Genomic DNA, 17,240 nt, shown 5'->3' with positions numbered 1-17,240 from the left:
GAGGTTACTCTATGTCAAATAATGTAATAGTCAATACAGATATTTTAAAAGGAAAAATTAATAAAAATATATATGGTCATTTTGCTGAGCATCTTGGCAGATGTATTTATGAAGGTATTTGGGTGGGAGAAGATTCTTCCATCCCAAATACAAACGGGATTCGCAACGATGTATTAGCTGCATTAAAGCACCTGAAAGTTCCAGTTCTTCGCTGGCCAGGCGGTTGTTTTGCAGATGAATATCACTGGAAGGATGGCGTTGGTCCAAGAGAAGGCCGTAAACGTATGGTAAACACACATTGGGGCGGCGTTGTTGAAAATAACCACTTTGGGACACATGAATTTATGATGCTGTGTGAAATGTTAGAGTGTGAGCCTTACATTTGCGGAAACGTTGGCAGTGGTACTGTTCAGGAAATGTCTGAATGGGTTGAGTATATGACGTTTGAAGGCGAATCTCCAATGGCAAACTGGCGCCGCGAAAACGGCGCGGGTCAGCCTTGGAAATTGAAATATTTCGGAGTAGGGAACGAAAACTGGGGATGCGGCGGAAATATGCGCCCAGAATATTACGCGGACCTTTATCGCCGTTATCAAACATACGTAAGAAACTATGGAGATAACAAAATTTATAAAATCGCTGGTGGCGCAAATGTAGATGACTATAACTGGACAGAAGTGTTAATGAAAAATGCTCACTGGTTAATGGACGGTTTAAGCCTTCATTATTACACAATCCCAGGTGACTTCTGGTTAGGAAAAGGCTCGGCAATTGATTTTCCAGAGGACGAATGGTTTATCACAATGAAGAAAGCTCTTCATATGGATGAGTTAATTACGAAACATAGTACGATCATGGACAAATATGATCCTGATAAGCGCATTGGCATGATTATTGATGAGTGGGGAACTTGGTTTGATGTAGAACCGGGAACTAATCCTGGATTCTTATATCAACAGAATACAATCCGTGATGCTCTAGTTGCAGGATTGCACTTTAATATTTTCCACAATCACGCTGACCGCGTACAAATGACGAATATTGCGCAAACCGTCAATGTGCTTCAAGCCATGATTCTAACAGAAGGCGAGAAGATGATTCTAACACCAACGTATCACGTTTTTGATATGTACAAAGTACATCAGGATGCGGAACTATTGGCAGTAGATTCATCATTTGGAACTTATGAAGTCAATGGGCAAACATTACCACAAGTAACGGTTTCGGCATCTAAGAATTCCCAAGGTGTAGTACACATCAGCTTGTGTAATATCGACCACCAAAACGAAGCCGTACTAGATTTAGACCTTCGTGGTGTAACAGCTGCAGAAACGAAGGTTACCGGCACGATTATCACTGCTGATACGATGAATGCACATAATACATTCGATCAGCCGGAGGTTGTTAAACCGGTTGAGTTTACTGGAGTAACTGTCGAAAACAATAAATTAGCCATCAAACTTCCGCCAATGTCTGTAGTTACCTTAGCGGTGGAATAAAGGATAAGGGGAGAAGGCAGTGAGTGAGCGAAATCTATGTAAAGGCTGCGTTGACAGCGTGATCGTAACAGAGGAAGTCATCCAGGAGCTTGTTAAGGAAACTGAGGAGAATTTATCTGTGATTGTATCTGATGAAGTATATGCAGCTCGATTAAAGATTTGTGAAGGCTGTCCCTCCCTTCAATACAGAACAACTTGTGCCCATAGCGGATGCATCGTCCGCTATCGAGCCAAATTTAAAAACAAAAGCTGCCCATTTGCGGGCAAACCGAAATGGGATAAGGTCAGTTAATCTAACGTTTTTCTAAAGTAAACTTCTTATAATACTTAGTTTTATCTCTAGTAAATGGGAGAGGATATACATGGCTAACAATAAAGCAAAAATGATTTTAGAAAAAGATTTTAAAGTGTCTGAAATTGATAATCGCATCTATGGTTCTTTCATAGAGCATTTAGGGCGTGCAGTTTATGGCGGAATTTATGAACCAGGACATCCTCAAGCGGACGAAAATGGTTTCCGTCAGGATGTAATTGAAATGGTTAAGGAGCTTCAGGTACCGCTTGTCCGTTATCCGGGCGGTAACTTCCTGTCAGGCTATAACTGGGAAGATGGTGTCGGACCAGTGGAAAGCCGTCCGCGTCGCTTGGATTTAGCATGGCGGACAACAGAAACCAACGAAATGGGAACAAATGAATTCATGAAATGGGCGCAGCTTGTTAATGCAGATGTAAATATGGCGGTTAACCTAGGAACTAGGGGAATCGACGCTGCTAGAAACCTAGTAGAATATTGCAACCACCCAGGTGGTTCCTATTATAGCGATTTACGGATCTCTCATGGCGTAAAAGATCCATATAAAATCAAAACTTGGTGCTTAGGAAATGAAATGGACGGTCCATGGCAGATTGGCCATAAGACAGCTGCAGAATACGGACGCCTGGCACAGGAGACAGCAAAGGTAATGAAGTGGGTGGATCCTACTATTGAATTAGTTGCCTGTGGAAGCTCAAACCGCCATATGCCGACATTCGCAGACTGGGAAGCAACTGTTCTAGACCACACTTACGATCATGTAGAGTATATTTCGCTTCACCAGTATTACGGCAACCGTGACAATGATATTTCTAATTATCTAGCATTATCTTTAGAAATGGATGACTTTATTAAATCTGTTATCTCGATTGCAGACTATATTAAAGCCAAAAAGCGTGGTAAAAAGAAGATTAACCTCTCCTTTGATGAATGGAATGTATGGTATCACAGCAATGAAGCAGATAAAAAGATAGAACCGTGGAGCATTGCACCACCTCAATTAGAAGACATTTATAATTTTGAAGATGCTCTATTGGTGGGTTGTATGCTGATTACCTTGTTAAAGCATGCTGACCGTGTGAAAATTGCTTGTCTTGCCCAGCTGGTAAATGTTATAGCACCAATTATGACGGAGAATAATGGACCTGCTTGGAAGCAAACCATCTTCTATCCATATATGCATACTTCTGTTTATGGCCGAGGAGTATCACTAAACCCAATTATTTCGAGCCCTAAATATGACAGTAAAGATTTCACCGATGTCCCATACTTAGAGTCAACGGCTGTTTACAATGAAGAACAAGAAACCCTAACCATTTTTGCTGTAAACCGCCACCTAGAAGAAGGATTAGACTTAGCAGTGGACATTCGTAACTTCAATGGCTACGAAGTCGTTGAGCATATTGTCTTGGAAAATGACGGCAATCTAAAGCAAACCAATTCTGCCGAAGGTACACCAGTCGCTCCACATTCCAATGGAAATGCCAGAACGGAAAATGGCGGGGTAACTGCTGTACTGCCTAAGCTTTCTTGGAACGTAATCCGCCTGGCAAAGCGTAAATAATCATACTTTATATTCCATACCATTTTTGACATACTGATGTTCGAAATGGTATGGAATCATTTATTTATCTTTCATTTATACGTTTAATTTATGGTGTGCAGGAGGGATGGACAGTGGAAAAATATATAACTGAACTTATGTCTCTCGCTCAAAGATGCAGTTGTGGAAATCATCATAACGAAATCCCAATTGAAACAATTTTAGTCGGTCATCATGTATTAGAAGAACTAGTTTCTTTTATACAAAAAAAGGAATATAAACAGCCTGTACTAATCGCCGATAAAAATACCTTTCAAGCAGCAGGGGAGAAATTATCTAGCCAATTAATGAAGGCTGATATAAATTTCTCTAGTAGTCTCATCAAGCCTGATGAAAATAATGATGTTGTAGCAAATGAAATTTCATTGGTTCAAGCATTATTGGAGATTCCAAACGGTACGGACGTAATTGTTGCGGTAGGGGCTGGAACCATTCATGATATTGCTCGTTTTTGCAGTGCAAAAACAGGAGTACCTTTTATTTCTGTTCCAACTGCTCCTTCAGTCGATGGTTTCACCTCAATGGGTGCTCCCTTAATCATCAGAGGAGTTAAAACCACCTTTCAAATGACAGCGCCAATCGCTGTATTTGCAGATATAGGTATATTAAAAGCTTCACCAAGGGAAATGATCGCAGCAGGATTTGGAGATATGCTGGCAAAATATACATCACTTGCAGATTGGAAATTTGGCCATCTGCTAAAAGAAGAACCCTATTGTCCACTTGTTGCAAGCATTACTAAGGATGCCCTGAATTCTTGTTTCGAGAAGGCCGAAAAGATTGCTGAAGGTGATGAAGAGGGAATTCAAATAGTAATTGAAGCCTTAATCAAATCTGGTTTAGCCATGCTTGTTTTTGGGCAATCACATCCGGCATCCGGCGGTGAACATCATCTATCGCATTATTGGGAAATGGAATTCCTACAGCGAAAACTTCCTGCAGTTCTGCATGGCGCCAAAGTCGGTGTATCAACAGCACTCCTTGCGGAAGTATATAAAGAAACGTTTCTTCCATTCATATCAGAACCTAATTGCTTACATTCGGTAAAGGACAAAGACTTGGTAATCAGGATGAAAGAAAACCTTCAAGAAATCATCGCCATCTATCACGAGATACCGAACTCAACTCAACTGCGAGCTTTATTGGAAATGATAGGTGGGGCAAGTTTACCAAGTCAGCTTGGCATTGATCAAGAATTAGTAAACGCAAGTTTAAGAAAAGCACATCACCTACGAAATCGTTACACAGCACTAAAGTTTATAAATGAGAACCAGCTATTATAGAAGAAATCATAAAAATGGAAGGTGACCTATTATGCAAAAAGTAGAAACTTTAAACAATCCGATTGTCGAGCAGCGTGCAGATCCTTGGGTTTATAAACATACAGATGGATATTACTATTTCACCGCATCAGTTCCGGAATACGACCGACTTGAAGTAAGAAGGGCAAAAACCATTCAAGAACTAGGAAGTGCAGAACCAGTAACTGCCTGGAGAAAGCATGAAAGCGGCCCGATGAGCGCTAATATTTGGGCACCGGAAATCCATTACATTGATGGAAAATGGTATATCTATTATGCGGCTGCTCGAGAAGATGCTATATTTGACCATCGGATGTATGTGATTGAGAATGAATCAGAAAATCCCCTGGAAGGAAATTGGGTTGAAAGAGGACAAGTAAAAGCAGCCTGGGAATCATTTTCACTTGATGCAACTACCTTTGAACATAAGGGTGAAAGATACTATGTTTGGGCTCAGAGAGACCCAGAAATAGTTGGGAACTCCAACCTTTATATTGCTAAAATGGCGAATCCATGGACACTTGCAGGACCTCAAGTCATGATCACCAAACCTGAATTTGACTGGGAAACCATTGGTTTTTTAGTGAATGAAGGAGCTGCCGTATTAAAGCGAAACGGAAAGATATTCATTTCGTACTCTGCCAGTGCAACTGATTATAATTATTGCATGGGTTTACTAGCAGCCGATGAAAATAGCGATTTGTTGGATCCGAAATCTTGGACAAAAACAGAATCTCCTGTCTTTCAAACCAATGAAGAAAACAGCCAATATGGTCCAGGACATAATAGCTTTACTGTTTCAGAAGATGGAAGTCAGGACATTTTAATCTATCATGCCCGTAATTACCGCGACATTGTTGGCGATCCTCTTTGGGATCCAAACCGCCATACACGGGCACAAGTCTTTACATGGAATGAAGACGGAACTCCTAATTTCGGTGTTCCAGTACCAGATGCAAAATAGCTGACATCATGATTATGGAGGGTAATTAGTATGGTACATGTAACAATTGACCAAGCCAAAAAGGCAAAGAATTTAATTATTGAACAAAGAGCAGATCCATGGGTCTATAAACATACAGATGGTTACTACTACTTTACAGCATCAGTACCAGAGTATGACCTAATCGAAGTTAGACGTTCAAAAACAATAATAGGAATAGCGGAAGCGGAGCCTGTTGTTGCATGGAGAAGGCATGAAACTGGACCAATGAGCAATCTAATTTGGGCACCAGAGCTACATTATATTAATGGCAGCTGGTATATCTATTTCGCAGCAGCACCGTCAAAGGAAATCGTTGATGGGCTTTTCCAACATCGGATGTTTGTAATTGAAAATAAATCAGCAAACCCATTGGAAGGGACTTGGGAAGAAAAGGGACAAGTCAATACCGATTGGGATTCATTTGCGCTAGATGCTACTTCATTTAATCATAACGGACAGCAGTATTTGGTTTGGGCTCAAAAAGATCCAGAAATTAGAGGGAATTCGAATCTTTATATTGCTCCACTAGAAAATCCATGGACGATTAAAGGTCCTCAGATTATGGTGGCCAAACCAGAATATGATTGGGAAACCATTGGATTCTGGGTAAATGAAGGACCAGCAGTCTTAAAAAGAAATGGTAGAATTTTTATCTCTTTCTCGGGAAGTGCAACCGATGAGAACTATGCTATGGGACTTTTAACAGCAGATGAAAATAGCGACCTATTAAATCCAGATTCCTGGAGTAAAACAATGGAGCCTGTTTTCAAAACCTGTTATGGAACTGGCCAATATGGCCCAGGACATAATAGCTTTACTGTTTCAGAAGATGGCAGTAAGGATGTAATTGTCTACCACGTAAGGAATTATACAGAGATTGTTGGAGACCCATTATACGACCCGAATCGTCACACATGTGCAAAAGAATTCACTTGGAATCCAGACGGAACACCTGACCTCGGATTTCCGGAATAATCATTAGTTTTTGGGTGAAAGTGAAAGATTCATATCAACACTTTGATATGTTTCTTTTCTATTAAAAGGTGGATAGATCAACCGTGGTAAATACAATAGAACAAAGTAAAAGAAATCTCACTCTCCGTGCATTAACATGGCCCATTTTTATAGAACTTTTTTTACAGATGCTCATGGGAACCACGGATATTATTATGCTGTCCCACATTTCTGATGACGTTGTTGCTGCAATAGGAGTAGCCAATCAACTTGTTTTTTTTGCTATTCTCTTGTTTAACTTTACCGCAACTGGGACAGCGGTATTAGTCTCACAATACTTAGGTGCTGGACTGAAGAAGGAGGCTAAACAAGCCTCAGCCATTTCTCTTACGATTAATCTAGGGATGGGTCTAGTGGTAAGTATGCTATTAATTATTTTTAAAGGCCCTCTTTTAGAAATCTTTCACCTTGAAGACCGGTTAGCGGCGATTGGATACGAATACCTTTCAATTGTAGGCGGAACATTGTTCCTTCAAGCAATGCTGGTTACTGTTTCGGCAATTCTTAGAGCAAATGGGTTTACAAGAGAAGCCATGTTCGTCTCTATTATGATGAACATCATCCATTTAATCGGAAATGCTATCGTGATTTACGGACTGTTCGGATTCCCCGTATTGGGAGTTAAAGGGGTGGCCATTTCAACTGCTGTTAGTAGGGCAGCGGCCTTAATTATTGCGTTTGTATTTATGTATAAGAGGCTTCCTATAAAAATACAGCTTAAAGATTATTTTGATTTCCAAATTACCCATATTAGAAAAATATTAAAAATTGGTGTACCTACAGCTGGGGAACAACTTAGCTATAATACGAGTCAAATGGCCATGACTGCTATTATCGCCATTATGGGTGCAGCTGCCTTATCTACACGTGTTTATACTTGGAACGTAATGTCGTTTATCATGCTGTTTGGGTTAGCGGTTGGGCAGGGGACACAGATTTTAATAGGTTACCGGGTTGGTGCTAGAGATTTCGACGGAGCCTATCGTCAACTACTAAAAAGCTTGAAGTATAGTTTGGTCATTACAATTGTAATCGCCATCTTAATTTCTATTTTTCGAGAAAATATTATGAGTATTTTCACGGACGATAAAGATATTATTCATACAGGCAGCTTTCTGCTATTACTATGTTTAATTCTAGAACCAGGCAGAACCTTTAATTTAATCGTAATCAACTCTTTGCGCGCAACCGGTGATGCTGTTTTTACGATGAAAATGGGGATCTTGTCCATGTGGGGATTAGCTGTCCCGATTTCTTACATCTTGGGAATCTATTTTGGCTTAGGGTTAGCGGGTATATGGATTGCTTTTATCGTCGATGAATGGTTTAGGGGCATTATCATGTACTATAGATGGAAGAGCAGAGCTTGGGAAAAGAAAGTGCTAATTGAGAAAGCAGAAATCCCTGCTGTTGGGTAACAAGTCCTGACTTGAGTAAAAATGGAAGTCGACCTGATTATTCCAATCCATTTTGATCTATTTCCAACTAATCGTGAGAATCCTGCTTATTTCGTGGACTATCTGTTTCATCAATATCCTAATCAAAAGTTTCATATGTTGGTGCCTGGAGAACGATTTGTCTATCATAAATGATCAATCATATTATTTTAATAATCTTAGGAATGGCAGAACCAGACTCAGCGTTAGGTCTGTTATTCCAAAAGGAGAGGGATTTTAAACATGAATAACTCAAGAGGCTTTGGCAGTATTAATTTTAATGAGATAAAGTGGGATTTGAAGGGAGATCTATGGGCCCATGATCCTGTAATGGCTAAGGAAGGTGATCGCTGGTACGTTTTTCATACAGGAGAAGGTATCCAAATCAAAACTTCTGAGGATGGGGTTAATTGGAAGCAGCAAGGTCCAATTTTCTCAACCTTGCCAGAATGGAGTAAGCATTATGTTCCGGAAAAGGAGGAAGAAAGTATCTGGGCACCAGACATCTACCTCCACAATGGAACCTATTATATTTATTACTCTGTGTCTACCTTTGGGAAGAACACTTCTGTTATTGGATTAGTAACAAATACAACACTTGATCCTGAGAATCCAGAGTATGAATGGCAGGACAGGGGATATGTCATCCATAGTACAGAATCTGATGATTACAATGCAATTGACGCCAATTTGATATTTGATCAAGAAGGGCAGCCATGGTTAAATTTTGGTTCCTTTTGGTCAGGAATCAAGCTGTTTAAATTAGATCCTGTTACGATGAAGCGTGCAGAGGATGCAGAGCTTTTGTCCATTTCGAGTCGGACAGAACAGCCTAATACAATCGAAGCTCCATTTATCGTCTATCGTAACGGCTACTATTATCAGTTTGTATCCTTTGATTTCTGCTGCCGAGGAATCGAAAGTACATATAAAATCGTAGTAGGAAGGTCTAAGAATATTACAGGACCTTATACCGATAAAAACGGTCTATCAATGATGGAGGGCGGCGGAACATTAATAGACGCTGGAGATGAACGCTGGATTGGCCCAGGTCACTGTGCCGTTTATTTCTCCGATAACTCATCGATCCTCGTCAATCATGCCTATGATGCCTTAAAAAAGGGAAAACCAACATTACGGATTAAACCATTGTTATGGGATGCAGAAGGCTGGCCACATATATAAATTATAATGAAAAGTGCTCTCCTTATAAATGGAGGGCTTTTCGTTTTTTCTTTCATTTTCTAAAATCCCGCACATTGAGTGGTAAGATTTAATAATTTCACAAAATGGACAAGTTCTAGTAAAATCAATCCTAGCTAACAAAATTCGAACTTTAATAGATTGATTATGGCAGGAATACTATTATAGATAATAAGGGGTATGATTATGGCTAAGAATAAAAAAAGTACTAAAAAAGAAGCAAAAGCAGGAAAATTTGTCTTTTGGGTGATCGGTTTGATTGCAGTCAGCGTTGTAGCACTTATATTTTTTAACAATCATTCTAAATCAGACGACGAAGGTAAAAACGATACAATTGATTATGCAAATCAGCCCTTTATTGGAGAAGAGTCAGCACCAGTATCGATTATTGAATTCGGTGATTATAAATGCCCAAACTGTAAAAACTTTGCCGATAACATCGTTCCTTGGATTTTAGAGGAATTTGTTGATACTGGGAAAGCAAAGTTTTATTATTTCCATTACCCATTTATTAATATCGACTCTAAACGAACCGCAAAATTTTCTGAAGCTGTCTATCATGAATTAGGAAACGAAGCTTTTTGGGAATTCCATGAGTTAATTTATGATAAACAACCAGAGGACCCAGGTTATGAAACTGTAGATGTATTTACTGAGGAGTTTTTAACAGAGACATTAAAAGAAATAGCAAGTGAAGAAGACGTTGTGAAGGTAGTTAAATATTTCGAAACGAGCGAGCCTGAAGCAGCATGGAAGAAAGATGAAGAACTTGCCGGCAAACTTAATGTATCGGGAACACCTTCCATTTTCGTAAACGGGAAGCTTTTCAATGGACAGACGATGGAGGATTTAAAAACGATGGTTGATGAAGCGTCTCTAGGGGAAGGAAATGAATAAATCCTTATTGCTTGCTTGGGTTGCTGCCCTTGTCGCAACGATTGGCAGCTTATACTTTAGCGAAGTTTTGCATTATATTCCCTGTACACTATGCTGGTATCAGCGGATTTTTATGTACCCATTAGCAATCCTGCTTGGTATTGCGTTTTATCGAAACGATAACGGCATTGTTAGCTATACATTACCATTATCAATTGTAGGAATGATGATTTCAGGCTATCATATTGCATTGCAAAAGATACCGTATTTACAACAGTTTGAAATGTGCAAAAGTGGAGTTCCTTGTTCAAAGGACTATATAAATTGGTTTGGTTTTATAACTATTCCAGTACTGGCATTTGTTGCTTTTTCCATTATTACCATCTGTTTAATTCGAATAGCCGTTAGAAAAAGAGAAGAAGAGACGGTCTAAGACCTTCTCTTCTTCTAGCTAAAAATTAGTAAACACCACCGTAGAAAGAAGTACCTACGATGATTAACAGGATGAAAAGAACAACAATTAACGCAAAGCTGTTGCTAGAACCATATCCAGACATTTTATTCACCTCCATTAGTTTCGTCTATATAATTTATGTAATAAGGTTCTTTTCGGGTTGGACATGCGTTTAGATTTCTAAAAGATAATTCATACACCTAGCTAATGTAAAAAAGCTGACTCACTGAAAATAAAGATTCAGTAAGTCAGCTTTTTTTAATTCATGGTATCGTAGATCTCTCTGGTTGTTTTATTAACCCCATACCATCCCCATGTCGCAGTGTGACCTGCACCTGTCTTTGGATCATCGACAACTATTTCATACACTTGGATAATGTAATCACCGTTGTCTGCATCATGGTCATATTTTACAAAGATACTCGGGTTCGCGTTTAAATTGAGGTAAGTTCTTACCAAGGATTCTGCTTGTTCATATGTAAGGGTTTGACTGACTTGTTCTTGCTTATCTTCTCTCTTTTCCTCTTTAGCTAGGTCCTGTTTCTCTTTCTCCTGCTGTGTCTTCTCTTTCTTTTTTGTTGTCTCATTCAAGAGAGAATTAGCTTCTTGAGTCATTTTTTCAATCATTGAAATATGGGTGAAGTCTTTTGTTTCAGAGATTTGTCGGAATATCTCAACTGCTTGCTCATATTGTTCTTGATCTAGCAGGTTTTTTCCTATTACCAATTGTTCTGTTAAGGAGTCCGCCAGTTTTTTTGCTTCAATTATTTTGTCTTTGAGTTCTTCTGCCGGTTTTATAATAGCCTGATCAAATGTTGTACTAACCTTACTATTGAGAGCCTTATCAACGGCATAGAGGGCAGTGTCAAAGTCACCGTCTAGGTAAAGTTCGTTACTTTCTGCAAGGCTTTCTGCAAACTGTAGGTTGCCCATCGCCTCGTCTGTTTCCTTTTCTTCTAATGCGTTTTGAAACTGATTAACTGCTTCCGCGTAGTTACCAAGCTTCAATTCTTCTATTCCTGCTTCAAAACTCTTTGTGTAGGTCTTTGAAGTACAAGCTGAAAGGATCAGTACGGTAAGGATTAATATAATATACCTTTTCATGTTTTTCCCCCTAGATGCAATTTATATTTAATTTTACAATTTAATAGGGTAGAAGACAACGATTCTAAGGAATCCTACTTGCATAGGAGAAGTATCCGTTTTAACTGACTAATCCAATGGAATCCCAAGTAGTTTTTTAAGTTTTTTCTCTTGAAAACCCAACACTAAATTCCCGTTTACAAAGGTTGCGGGAGTTCCAAATATTTTCTTTTCTTTCAATTGATCAAAATACTCTTTATGTATGGATCCATTTCTTTCTTCGTATTCGAAACCCAATTCTTTAAGGAACACTTTTACTTTCTTACAATATGAACAACCGTTACTGCTATAAACAATAATTTCGGGTGAAAACATGACGAATACCTCCTTTTAAAAATAAAGGTCCAACAAATTTGTTAGACCTTTAGAAGATGTTTAAACTGTTTTACCTAAGAAGGCTTTTAGCATCCATACATGCTTTTCAAGACCGGAATGAATGGCAAGAAGCATATCACCTGTTGTTTCATCATCCATCTCACCGGCTAAACTCATACCTTCTTTTATCTCTCCGATAACAATCGAGAAATCGTTGATCAAAGATTGAACCATTTCCTCTGCTGATTCTGAGCCTATAGCTTCTTGAATTGATGAAAGCTCAAGACATCCTTTCATGGTCGCCACTGGGTTTCCTCCAATTGCAAGGAGCCGCTCGGCTAATTCATCCACATGCAGGCCTGCCTCATTATAAAACTCTTCAAACTTAGTGTGTAATGTAAAGAATTGTCCGCCCTTCACATACCAGTGATAGTTATGTAATTTAATATACAATACTGACCAATTTGCGATTTGTTTGTTAAGAACACTGCTTAACTGATTTTCCATGTAGTTTACCTCCTGTTTGTTTGTCCTCTATATATTATTACCAAAGATTTAGTTAGAATTCTTTGCGGATTAAAGGGAAATCATGTCAATTTAGTGAACTCTCTTTAATTTCTATGTTACAACCATGATACACTGCGTAAAAATAGAACCATAATGTTACATTTGAGTATTTTTTTAGGTGGGAATTAACCAGTGGTTAAAAATGCCAGTATAGATGAGAAACCTTTATTACCAATGGAAGAAGGTATGCGAAAATACTTACCACTTTTTGGATAATGAATTAGTATGTTACAGCTGATAGCATGATTAGTAGAGAAACGAACCAGATTACTAGGAGGTAATAAATTATGAAGAAACTAAAAAAACTAGTCATTGCAACTGGATTAATATTTTCTATGTCAGCTTTTACTTTTACTTCGCAGTCAGAAGCTGCAACTTCACATAGAGTACAATCAGGTGAAACCTACTGGAAGATAGCATCGAAATATGGTGTGCCTGTTAATAGTTTAATGAAAGCAAATAATGCAACAGGTTCACTATTATACGCTGGCTCGAATATAGTAATCCCTAACTCTACTATTTCAGAAGCAGACAAAGATTTAATGGCAAGACTTGTTCGTGCCGAGGCAGAGGCTGAACCATACGCTGGCAAGGTAGCGGTTGCGACAGTCGTTTTAAATAGAGTGGCAAGTTCAGAGTTTCCAAATACAGTAAGAAGTGTAGTTTATGAAATTTCAAATGGTCATTATGCATTTACACCTGTTGCCAACGGACAAATCAACAAACCAGCAGATGCGGCATCGAGAAAGGCTGTTAATGAAGCATTGGCGTTTAGAGGGCAGGGCAGCGGGTCATTATTCTTCTATAACCCGAAGACAGCTGTAAGTAAGTGGATTTTTTCACGACCTGTTACAGTAACCATTGGTAACCATCGTTTTGCTAAATAAATGATTTTTTAATAAAAAAGAAGGAGCTAACCATTATTATGGCTAGCTTCTTCTTTTTTATTCTTCTAATAATATATAAATTGTAGTGATTAATTTTAGTTACTAAAGCTTCTTTTTCTTTCTATTCTAATCTTTACTGTGCTACCATAAAGTACAAATGTGAAACGGTAGAAAAGGGTGGATTAGATGATAAAGATAGTATTGTTTGACGTTGATGGAGTTCTTTTAAGTGAAGAGCATTACTTTGATGCATCAGCACTTACAGTTTGGGAGTTAATCATTAGTGATAAGTACTTAGCGCTGTCACCAAATGACTATAAGACGGACTATAGTGTAGACGAGATTACAGCAATTCGAGAACATGTTTTTGAAAAAGATCAGGTTTTAAAGTTCTTAAAGTCACGCGGGTTAAATGCTAACTGGGACATGATTTATTTATCATTTTGCCATCAACTTCTTCATTTGTTATCACAAATAAGGAATACGGAGCAGGAAAAAATTAACCATTGGCTAAAGTCCGAGATTAATCGTGAAGTTCTTGTAGACATGGGTAAGGTGTTAAAAGATTATGAGGTAAAACCTGACTTTACGATATTCGTTGATGACTTTAAACGGTCTAGTGCCATGAAGGAAGAGTTGTTTAACTACATAAATGTCCTAGCAAAGGAAAAGCTGGGAGTGGAAACCGATATTTTTAAAGGCAAAGGGACTTTATGGTCAGTCTGTGAGCATGTTTCACAGGAATGGTATGTTGGTGATGAGCATGTACTTGAGTCCACTGGAAGGCCCTCTGTCCAGTTAGGAAAAAAAGGCTTTTTAGCAAATGAGACTACTTTAGCCCCAGCAAATGAGCTTGAAGGGCTCTTTGAATACTTAACAGCTGCTGGTCTTCAGATTGGTATTGGTACGGGCAGACCTGAACTTGAAACCATCCAGCCTTTTCACCACCTAAATTGGCTTCATCACTTCAATAAGAATCATATTGTAACTGCAGATGATGTTCTTAGAGCAGAGGAAAGACTCAAAGAAAAGAAGTCATTATCAAAACCACATCCGTATACCTATATTTTAGGTCTTCGTGGGAAAGGGACTTCTGTAGAGGATTGTTTAAAATTGCCTTTGCCCATTGAAAATGGTCATGAGGTATTAGTAGTGGGAGATTCTTTAGCCGATTTGCTAGCGGCTAGACAACTGGGCTGTATGTTTGCCGCCGTGTTAACTGGGTTATCTGGAAAAGATGCCAGAAGTGACTTCGAGGAGAAAAAGGCAGACTATATCCTTAATTCCGTACTAGATTTAAAAAGTATTTTATAATGCAGCCTTGCATTCTGCTGCCCGTGGAGTGAAATTTAAGAATATGGCGGTAACCAGAGAGTTCGCCTGATGCCCATGGAGTGGAATATAAGAGTATGACGGTAACCAGAAGGATAGTCTGATACCCGTGGAGTGGAAATTAAGAGTATGACGGTAACCAGAGGGATAGTCTGATGCCCGTGGAGTGGAATATAAGAGTATGACGGTAACCAGAGGGATAGTCTGATGCCCGTGGAGTGGAATATAAGAGTATGACGGTAACCAGAGGGATAGTCTGATGCCCGTGGAGTGGAAATTAAGAGTATGACGGTAACCAGAAGGATAGTCTGATGCCCGTGAAGTGGAAATTAAGAGGATAACGGTAACCAGAAGGATAGTCTGATGCCCGTGGAGCAGTATTTATGAGTAAAGCGGTAACCATCGGGGTCATCCTGCCCCGATGAAGTGTGGAAACCATAAATAAAAGAAATAGGGATTGCCTATTGTGCCGCAATCCCTATTTCTTTTATTTTTCAAATCTTCCTGGGTAAAAGGAATCGACGTTGGATAGCTCTAATAGTTGTGCTACATCTAAGCCGTTGATTAAGGTTAGTGCACGAAGCACTTCGGAATTAACTGTTTTATCAAGTGTCAGCACCATGATGGCTTCACCGCCTACCTCAGTTCTTCCCACTTGCATGGTTCCAATATTAATTTGGTAATCGCCTAATAAAGAACCAACTTTTCCAATCATTCCTGGTACGTCTTGGTGCTTTATATAAAGAAGATATTTTTCAGGTCTTATATCGATTCGATACTGATTAATCTTTACAATCCGTGCACCGTAGCCATTTAGTACGGTTGCACCAATTTTAGCTGTTTCCGGCCCTTTTATAATGGAGAGTTCTGCATAGTTTGCAAAGCCTTTGTTTGTTGCATTCTTCTGGACATTATAGGAAACACCTTGTTCCTTCAAGAGATGGAGAGCATTGATTAAATTCACTGAATCACTTAGATGGTGGGATAGAATTCCTTTAATCATTGTTCTTGTTAATAGCTCTGTATCTTCCTCAATCAAATCTCCAAAGTAGTTAATTTCAATTTTTGTTGGTGCCTTCTTCAACAGTTGTATGACTAATTGTCCCATCTGCTCTCCAAGCAATAAATATGGCTGCATTTTCTGCTGTGCTTCCCCTGTCATTTGAGGCATATTCACTGCGTTGCGAATGGATTGTGTTTCCAAAATATCAATAATCTCAACGCTTACTTCCTGAGCTACTTTTTCTTGTGCCTCGACTGTTGAGGCACCTAGATGTGGTGTAACGATGATGTTTGGATTATCTAGGAGCGCTGGGTTAGCAACTGGCTCTTTTTCAAATACGTCAAGGGCAGCTCCAGCTACGTGACCGCTTTGAATAGCTCGAACTAGTGCATTTTCATCAATAATTCCCCCGCGGGCTACATTGATAAAGCGTACTCCCTTTTTGGTTTTGCTTAAATATTCTTCATTTACTAAGCCCTTGGTATCATTTGTTAGAGGGGTATGAATCGTTATAAAATCAGATTCTTGAGCAATTAAGTCTAGACTCGCTTTTGTCATGCCAAGCTTTTTTGCTCTTTCATCCGTTAAGTACGGGTCATAGCCAAGAATAGTCATTCCAAAGCTTTTGGCACGTTTCGCGACCTCAGTACCGATTTTTCCCATGCCAATAATTCCGAGTGTTTTTTTATACAATTCTACCCCTTTAAAGGAATTACGATCCCATTCACCATCTGCCGTTTTCCTATGAGCCTGCGGAATTAGCCGAGCCATAGAAAGCATCATTGCCAAAGTGTGCTCGGTAGCAGCAATCGTATTGGCACCCGGAGCATTAATAACGATAATTCCTTTTCGTGTTGCTGCGTTTACATCGATATTATCAACTCCGACACCAGCTCTGGCAATAACCTTCAATTTGTCAGCGTGTTGTAAAAGATCTTCTGTTACCTTTGTTTGACTCCTTACTATAAGTGCTTCATATTCACCGATAATACTTTTTAGTTGATCAGTAGGAAGAGTAGGCTGACGTTCAACAATGAAATTGGGATGGTCAAATAAACTTTTTAGTCCAGTATCACTAATTCCGTCTGTTACAAGTACCTTATACATTTTTTGAAACCTCCTATATTTTGAAAAATGGCTGTGAAAATATTGGCTGTTGATTTACACTCCAGGAACTTCGCTTTCCGCGGGCGGTCCGGGGAGCCTCCTCGGCGCTTTGCGCCCTGCGGGGTCTCCCCTGCCCAGTCCTCCCGCAGGACACTGAAGAGCATCTTCGAATCTTCCCACGCACGAAGGAAATGCGTTAGCA

Annotated in this window: 17 protein-coding genes; 12 read left to right on the top strand and 5 right to left on the bottom strand. The window is 39.3% G+C overall.

Annotated elements, in window-relative coordinates:
• Positions 1–11: 11 nt before the first annotated feature.
• The 10 genes from BTR25_RS14565 to BTR25_RS14520 all read left to right on the top strand — a co-directional run bounded on the left by BTR25_RS14565 (position 12) and on the right by BTR25_RS14520 (position 10,663).
• Positions 12–1,499 (top strand): alpha-N-arabinofuranosidase, encoded by a 1,488-nt coding sequence (locus BTR25_RS14565; protein WP_075688775.1) that lies wholly within the window; start codon positions 12–14, stop codon positions 1,497–1,499.
• Positions 1,500–1,518: 19 nt separating this feature from the next.
• A complete protein-coding gene (locus BTR25_RS14560) occupies positions 1,519–1,791 on the top strand; it encodes a DUF6171 family protein (RefSeq protein ID WP_075688774.1) in 273 nt (90 codons plus the stop codon).
• A 70-nt stretch (positions 1,792–1,861) separates the two neighbouring features.
• Complete coding sequence (arfA, locus tag BTR25_RS14555; RefSeq protein WP_075688773.1) at positions 1,862–3,376, top strand: arabinosylfuranosidase ArfA; 1,515 nt, start codon at positions 1,862–1,864, stop codon at positions 3,374–3,376.
• A 113-nt stretch (positions 3,377–3,489) separates the two neighbouring features.
• A complete protein-coding gene (locus BTR25_RS14550; RefSeq protein WP_254842721.1) occupies positions 3,490–4,698 on the top strand; it encodes a sn-glycerol-1-phosphate dehydrogenase in 1,209 nt (402 codons plus the stop codon).
• Between the two features lie 31 nt (positions 4,699–4,729).
• The gene (locus BTR25_RS14545; protein ID WP_075688772.1) at positions 4,730–5,680 is read left to right on the top strand and encodes a glycoside hydrolase family 43 protein; all 951 of its coding nucleotides are present in this window, start codon (positions 4,730–4,732) and stop codon (positions 5,678–5,680) included.
• A 30-nt stretch (positions 5,681–5,710) separates the two neighbouring features.
• The gene (locus BTR25_RS14540) at positions 5,711–6,676 is read left to right on the top strand and encodes a glycoside hydrolase family 43 protein (RefSeq protein WP_075688771.1); all 966 of its coding nucleotides are present in this window, start codon (positions 5,711–5,713) and stop codon (positions 6,674–6,676) included.
• Positions 6,677–6,759: 83 nt separating this feature from the next.
• Positions 6,760–8,133 carry an MATE family efflux transporter gene (locus BTR25_RS14535; protein WP_254842720.1) on the top strand — a complete coding sequence of 458 codons (1,374 nt, stop codon included), beginning with the start codon at positions 6,760–6,762 and terminating at the stop codon, positions 8,131–8,133.
• Positions 8,134–8,394: 261 nt separating this feature from the next.
• The gene (locus BTR25_RS14530) at positions 8,395–9,336 is read left to right on the top strand and encodes a family 43 glycosylhydrolase (protein ID WP_075688770.1); all 942 of its coding nucleotides are present in this window, start codon (positions 8,395–8,397) and stop codon (positions 9,334–9,336) included.
• 204 nt (positions 9,337–9,540) lie between these two features.
• Positions 9,541–10,251 carry a DsbA family protein gene (locus BTR25_RS14525; RefSeq protein ID WP_083652390.1) on the top strand — a complete coding sequence of 237 codons (711 nt, stop codon included), beginning with the start codon at positions 9,541–9,543 and terminating at the stop codon, positions 10,249–10,251.
• Complete coding sequence (locus BTR25_RS14520; protein WP_075688768.1) at positions 10,244–10,663, top strand: disulfide oxidoreductase; 420 nt, start codon at positions 10,244–10,246, stop codon at positions 10,661–10,663. Before BTR25_RS14525 ends, BTR25_RS14520 begins: the two co-directional genes overlap by 8 nt.
• Before the next feature lie 25 nt (positions 10,664–10,688).
• Here BTR25_RS14520 and BTR25_RS14515 read toward each other — a convergent pair whose 3' ends face one another.
• From BTR25_RS14515 to BTR25_RS14500, 4 genes are all read right to left on the bottom strand, one after another.
• Positions 10,689–10,787: a YjcZ family sporulation protein gene (locus BTR25_RS14515; protein ID WP_139311246.1), complete on the bottom strand. Its 99-nt coding sequence runs from the start codon at positions 10,785–10,787 to the stop codon at positions 10,689–10,691.
• 155 nt (positions 10,788–10,942) lie between these two features.
• Entirely contained in the window at positions 10,943–11,788 is an 846-nt protein-coding gene (locus BTR25_RS14510) for a lipoprotein (protein ID WP_075688766.1), read from the bottom strand.
• Between the two features lie 108 nt (positions 11,789–11,896).
• Positions 11,897–12,142 (bottom strand): glutaredoxin family protein, encoded by a 246-nt coding sequence (locus BTR25_RS14505; protein ID WP_075688765.1) that lies wholly within the window; start codon positions 12,140–12,142, stop codon positions 11,897–11,899.
• A gap of 60 nt (positions 12,143–12,202) precedes the next feature.
• Entirely contained in the window at positions 12,203–12,649 is a 447-nt protein-coding gene (locus BTR25_RS14500) for a Dps family protein (RefSeq protein ID WP_075688764.1), read from the bottom strand.
• A gap of 347 nt (positions 12,650–12,996) precedes the next feature.
• Between BTR25_RS14500 and BTR25_RS14495 the strand changes: the two genes are divergently transcribed.
• Complete coding sequence (locus BTR25_RS14495; protein WP_075688763.1) at positions 12,997–13,596, top strand: cell wall hydrolase; 600 nt, start codon at positions 12,997–12,999, stop codon at positions 13,594–13,596.
• A 186-nt stretch (positions 13,597–13,782) separates the two neighbouring features.
• A complete protein-coding gene (locus BTR25_RS14490; RefSeq protein WP_075688762.1) occupies positions 13,783–14,910 on the top strand; it encodes an HAD family hydrolase in 1,128 nt (375 codons plus the stop codon).
• Between the two features lie 505 nt (positions 14,911–15,415).
• Here the strand turns inward: BTR25_RS14490 and serA are convergent.
• Positions 15,416–17,038 (bottom strand): phosphoglycerate dehydrogenase, encoded by a 1,623-nt coding sequence (serA, locus tag BTR25_RS14485; protein ID WP_075688761.1) that lies wholly within the window; start codon positions 17,036–17,038, stop codon positions 15,416–15,418.
• Positions 17,039–17,240 lie beyond the last annotated feature (202 nt).

The sequence above is a fragment of the Bacillus sp. MRMR6 genome (genome assembly GCF_001940785.1).
GTDB lineage: Bacteria > Bacillota > Bacilli > Bacillales > Cytobacillaceae > Neobacillus.
This window is presented reverse-complemented; position numbering and strand designations above follow the sequence as displayed.

Bases quoted from the DNA above. Each gene is read 5' to 3' on its own strand.
- BTR25_RS14565 (WP_075688775.1), top strand. From the start codon at position 12: ATGTCAAATAATGTAATAGTCAATACAGATATTTTAAAAGGAAAAATT.
- arfA (WP_075688773.1), top strand. From the start codon at position 1,862: ATGGCTAACAATAAAGCAAAAATGATTTTAGAAAAAGATTTTAAAGTG.
- BTR25_RS14545 (WP_075688772.1), top strand. From the start codon at position 4,730: ATGCAAAAAGTAGAAACTTTAAACAATCCGATTGTCGAGCAGCGTGCA.
- BTR25_RS14540 (WP_075688771.1), top strand. From the start codon at position 5,711: ATGGTACATGTAACAATTGACCAAGCCAAAAAGGCAAAGAATTTAATT.
- BTR25_RS14530 (WP_075688770.1), top strand. From the start codon at position 8,395: ATGAATAACTCAAGAGGCTTTGGCAGTATTAATTTTAATGAGATAAAG.
- BTR25_RS14525 (WP_083652390.1), top strand. From the start codon at position 9,541: ATGGCTAAGAATAAAAAAAGTACTAAAAAAGAAGCAAAAGCAGGAAAA.
- BTR25_RS14520 (WP_075688768.1), top strand. From the start codon at position 10,244: ATGAATAAATCCTTATTGCTTGCTTGGGTTGCTGCCCTTGTCGCAACG.
- BTR25_RS14515 (WP_139311246.1), bottom strand. From the start codon at position 10,787: ATGTCTGGATATGGTTCTAGCAACAGCTTTGCGTTAATTGTTGTTCTT.
- BTR25_RS14510 (WP_075688766.1), bottom strand. From the start codon at position 11,788: ATGAAAAGGTATATTATATTAATCCTTACCGTACTGATCCTTTCAGCT.
- BTR25_RS14505 (WP_075688765.1), bottom strand. From the start codon at position 12,142: ATGTTTTCACCCGAAATTATTGTTTATAGCAGTAACGGTTGTTCATAT.
- BTR25_RS14500 (WP_075688764.1), bottom strand. From the start codon at position 12,649: ATGGAAAATCAGTTAAGCAGTGTTCTTAACAAACAAATCGCAAATTGG.
- BTR25_RS14495 (WP_075688763.1), top strand. From the start codon at position 12,997: ATGAAGAAACTAAAAAAACTAGTCATTGCAACTGGATTAATATTTTCT.
- BTR25_RS14490 (WP_075688762.1), top strand. From the start codon at position 13,783: ATGATAAAGATAGTATTGTTTGACGTTGATGGAGTTCTTTTAAGTGAA.
- serA (WP_075688761.1), bottom strand. From the start codon at position 17,038: ATGTATAAGGTACTTGTAACAGACGGAATTAGTGATACTGGACTAAAA.